This is a genomic window from Stenotrophomonas sp. YJH_SMC_16 (assembly GCF_059367875.1).
In genome coordinates, this window is the sequence record NZ_JCAFRH010000019.1 from 1 (window position 1) to 4,266 (window position 4,266).

General features: G+C 67.8%; 3 protein-coding genes and 1 pseudogene. 3 read left to right on the top strand and 1 reads right to left on the bottom strand.

What is annotated here, in order from left to right; translation table 11 throughout:
• Nucleotides 1-111: pseudogene (locus tag AC5P6E_RS21175) on the top strand (IS110 family transposase); the annotation flags it as partial.
• A 58-nt stretch (nucleotides 112-169) separates the two neighbouring features.
• Here AC5P6E_RS21175 and AC5P6E_RS21180 read toward each other — a convergent pair.
• On the bottom strand, nucleotides 170-1,666 hold the full coding sequence (locus AC5P6E_RS21180; RefSeq protein ID WP_313269390.1) for an aldehyde dehydrogenase: 1,497 nt from the start codon (nucleotides 1,664-1,666) through the stop codon (nucleotides 170-172).
• A 104-nt stretch (nucleotides 1,667-1,770) separates the two neighbouring features.
• Here AC5P6E_RS21180 and aptA point away from each other — a divergent pair, with 104 nt between their 5' ends.
• Nucleotides 1,771-3,123, top strand: coding sequence for an omega-aminotransferase AptA (gene aptA / locus AC5P6E_RS21185; RefSeq protein ID WP_010486182.1), 1,353 nt, complete (start codon nucleotides 1,771-1,773; stop codon nucleotides 3,121-3,123).
• Between the two features lie 63 nt (nucleotides 3,124-3,186).
• Complete coding sequence (locus AC5P6E_RS21190) at nucleotides 3,187-4,065, top strand: ParB N-terminal domain-containing protein (protein WP_010486183.1); 879 nt, start codon at nucleotides 3,187-3,189, stop codon at nucleotides 4,063-4,065.
• Nucleotides 4,066-4,266 lie beyond the last annotated feature (201 nt).

Genomic DNA, 4,266 nt, shown 5'->3' on the forward strand with positions numbered 1-4,266 from the left:
AACATTCTGGCAAGGAAGCTGGCCAGGATCGCCTGGGGCGTGTTCAAAAGCGGCCGAGACTTCGATCCGGCCATGCTGAAGGTCGGTCAAGCCTGCTTCCAGCAGGCTTGACCACGAACATAGGATCTCGACTCTACAAAGAGCGAACAGCCGTCCAGCAATCGCGTCGTTACAACTGGATCCAGGTAGCCTTGATCTCGCTGTACTTGTCGAACGCATGCAGTGACTTGTCCCGCCCATTGCCGGACTGCTTGTAACCACCAAACGGGGCGGTCATGTCGCCACCATCCCAGCCGTTCACCCAGACACTACCCGCGCGCAACTGCCGCGCGACCCGATGGGCGCGGCTGAGATCACGCGTCCACAGGCCCGCGGCCAGGCCGTAGCGACTGTCATTGGCCAGGCGCACCGCTTCGGCCTCGTCGTCGAAGCCGAGTACGGCCAGCACCGGCCCGAATACTTCCTCACGCGCCAAGGCCTGCTCCGGGCGCACCTGGTCGAACACTGTCGGCTGCACATAGCTGCCGCCGGCCTCGACCTCGGCCCGTCGCCCACCCAGCAGCAGCCGCGCGCCCTCGCCTTCTGCGCGTGCGATATCGTCCATCACCTTGTGCAGATGCGCGGCATCCACCAGCGCGCCCATCGGTGCATCGGCCTCCAGCGGATGCTGCGGCTGCATGTGCTGGCCATGGGCGATCACCTGATGCACGAAATCCTCGCGGATCGAGCGCTGGACCAGCAGCCGGGAGCCGGCAGTACAGACTTCGCCCTGGTTGAAGAAGATGCCCTGTGCCACCGCCTTGGCGACGACGTCCAGATCGGGGGCGTCGGCGAACACCACATGCGGGCTCTTGCCACCGCATTCCAGCCAGACCCGCTTGAGGTTGGATCGCCCGGAATGCTCCAGCAGCTTCGCGCCGGTGGCACTGGAACCGGTGAAGGCCAGCACGTCCACATCCATGTGCAGGGCCAACGGTTCACCGACGCGCGCACCGTGGCCGGGCAACACGTTCAGTACGCCCTCCGGCAGGCCCGCCTCGGCGGCCAGTGCGGCCAGCCGCAGCGCACTCAGCGGTGACCGCTCGGAAGGCTTGAGCACCACCGAGTTGCCCATGGCCAAGGCCGGTGCGATCTTCCAGCACGCCATCAACAGCGGGAAGTTCCACGGCACGATGGCCGCCACTACGCCAGCGGGCTCGCGCGTGACCAGCCCCAGTTCATGCGGGCCGGTGGGCGCGACCTCGCCGTACAGCTTGTCCACCGCTTCAGCGGTCCAGCGCAGGCAGCGCACCACGCCGGGCAGGTCGATACGGCGCGCGTCACGCACCGGCTTGCCCATGTCCAGGGTTTCCAGCAGGGCCAGTTCATCGGCGTGCGCGTCCACCAATGCCGCCAGCGCCAGCAGCACGCGCTTGCGATGGGCCGGAGTGGCCTGCGACCAGTGGCCCGCCTCGAAGCTGCGTCGCGCGGCCAGGACCGCGCGCTCGACATCCTGCGCGTCGCAGTCGGCAACCGCAACCAGCACGCGACCGTCGATCGGGCTGATGCAGTCGAAGCGGGCGCCACTGGCGGCATCGACATAGCGGCCGTCGATGAAGGCCTGGCCCGGCATCGACAGCTGGAGGGCCAGCGCCTGCCAATGGCTACGGTCGGGGAAATCAGCCATGGGAAGCTCCAACATTCAACGAGCCTTGGTTATACCGGGACCGCCGCGACTCCGCCGTGACGCGGCTGCGCTACATTCGTCGCATCGGACCCGACGGAGCTGGCATGAAGCGTCCCGAAAGCGACCTGCACGACCTGGCCACCCAGCGCCCCGAGTCACTGGACGCGTACTGGATGCCGTTCACCGCCAACCGCCAGTACAAGGCCGCGCCGCGCATGCTGGTACGCGCCGAAGGCATGCACTATGAGGATGTCGACGGCCGCCAGATCCTCGATGGCACTGCCGGCCTGTGGTGCTGCAACGCCGGCCATGCCCGCCCACGCATTGTCGAGGCTATCGTCGAGCAGGCACGCACCCTCGACTATTCGCCGGCCTTCCAGATGGGCTCGCCGCCGGCCTTCGCGCTGGCGCAGCGGCTGGCTGCACTGGCGCCGGGCCCGCTCAACCACGTGTTCTTCACCAGCTCCGGCTCCGAGGCGGTGGATACCGCGATGAAGATCGTGCTGGCCTACCACCGCCAGCGTGGCGAGGGCCAGCGCACGCGCTTCATCAGCCGCGAGAAGGCCTATCACGGCGTCGGTTTCGGCGGCATGGCACTGGGGGGGCTGCCCAACAACCGCAGGGCGTTCGGCCTGCAACTGGGTGGCGTGGACTACCTGCGCCACACCCTGGACCTGCCGCGCAATGCGTTCAGCAAAGGCCTGCCGCGCCAGGGCGCGGAACTGGCCGACGACCTGGAAAGACTGATCACGCTGCACGACGCCTCCACCATTGCCGCCGTCTTCGTCGAGCCCATCGCCGGCTCCGCCGGGGTGATCCTGCCCGCACCCGGCTACCTGCAGCGCCTGCGCGAGCTGTGCGACCACCACGGCATCCTGCTGGTGTTCGATGAGGTCATCACCGGCTTCGGCCGGGTTGGCATGCCGTTCGCCGCGCAACGCTTCGGGGTCACCCCGGACCTGCTGACCTTTGCCAAGGCGGTCAGCAACGGCGCGGTGCCTCTGGGTGGCGTGCTGGCCAGCGACGCCGTGCATACCACGCTGATGCAGGCACCGCCGCAGGCCATCGAGCTGTTCCATGGCTATACCCATTCCGGCCACCCGCTGGCCTGCGCCGCAGCGCTGGCGACGCTGGACGTCTACGCCGAGGAGCGCCTGTTCGAGCGCGCCATCGAGCTGGGCGAGTACTGGCAGGAACGGCTGCATGCGCTGCAGGGCCTGCCCAACGTGATCGACATCCGCAACTTCGGGCTGGTCGGCGCGGTCGAGCTGGCACCGCGCCGCGATGCTCCCGGCAGCCGTGGCTACGAGGTGTTCCGGCGCTGCTTCCATGACGGCCGGTTGCTGGTGCGCTGCACCGGCGACATCATCGCGCTGTCGCCGCCACTGATCGTGGACAAGGCACAGATCGACCAGATCACCGGCACCCTGGGCGAGATGATCCGGGCCACCGCCTGAGCCCGGGCCGGCGGTGGCGAGCGGGTACAATGGGCGGTTCCGCTCCTGCTCGCTGCCGTGCCCATGGATATCGTCGTCAAAGAAGAACTCAAGGCCTATATCGACCCGCTGACCGCGGACGAACATGACGCGCTGGAGCGCAGCATCCTGGCCGAAGGCTGCCGCGATGCGCTGGTGCTGTGGGGTGATGTGCTGGTCGATGGCCACAACCGTTTCGGCATCTGCCAGAAGCACGGACTGCCCTTCAACACCGTGCAGAACACCCGCTTCCAGAGCATGGAAGACGTGCACCTGTGGATGATCGAGCAGCACCTGGGCCGCCGCAGCGTGTCCGATTTCCAGCGCGGTGTGCTGGCGCTGCGCAAGCGCGACATCCTGGCCGCCCGCAAGCAGGTCGAGCAGGCCCAGCTGCAGCGCGAGAGCGACGGCACCGCCGACGTCGTCGTAGACGCGGGTGAGGACAGCCCGCCGTGGGAACCGGCGCCGAAGATCAGCCGCGCCGAGCTGGCCCGCGAGGCCAAGCTGAGCACAAGCCAGGTCGGCATGATCGAGCGCATCCACGCCCAGGCCGCGGCCGAGGTGGTGGAAGCGGTGAAGGCCGGCGTGATCTCGATCAGCGCCGCTGCGGCCGTGGCCGACCTGCCGGAAGACGAGCAGCGCGCCGCCGCCGCCGGTGGCAAGGACGAGCTGAAGCAGGCCGCCAAGCGCGTGCGCGAGTCCAAGCGCAAGCCGCGCGCACCGAAGCCTGAACCAGCCGAGATGGATTTCGAAGAACCCAGCGAGGACGAGGTGGCCAGCCGCGATGCCGAGGTTCTGTCGGCACTGGAACAGCTGGGCGAGGATGCACCGGCCCTGCGCCGTCGCGTGGTCGCGCTGACCCGCGAGAACGACACCCTGCGCGCGCAGCTGGCCGCGCTGCGCAAGCAGCTGGAAGCGCTCTAAGCGCTCTCGACGCGCTTCTGTAGAGCCGAGCCCATGCTCGGCTGCTCCTTTCCACGCGCAAGGCAGCCGAGCATGGGCTTGTATGTTCCTCCCGGCTCCTACGAGGTATGTAGGAGCCAGGGTGGAGGGACCGTCAACATGATATCTGCGGGTACCAGCCGACAGACGAGCCGAGCGATCCCCATCCCGCACCTTAACGTC

What these genes read in the sequence shown, in the direction of transcription:
- AC5P6E_RS21180 (WP_313269390.1), bottom strand. Translation starts at nt 1,666, where the DNA reads ATGGCTGATTTCCCCGACCGTAGCCATTGGCAGGCGCTGGCCCTCCAG.
- aptA (WP_010486182.1), top strand. Translation starts at nt 1,771, where the DNA reads ATGAAGCGTCCCGAAAGCGACCTGCACGACCTGGCCACCCAGCGCCCC.
- AC5P6E_RS21190 (WP_010486183.1), top strand. Translation starts at nt 3,187, where the DNA reads ATGGATATCGTCGTCAAAGAAGAACTCAAGGCCTATATCGACCCGCTG.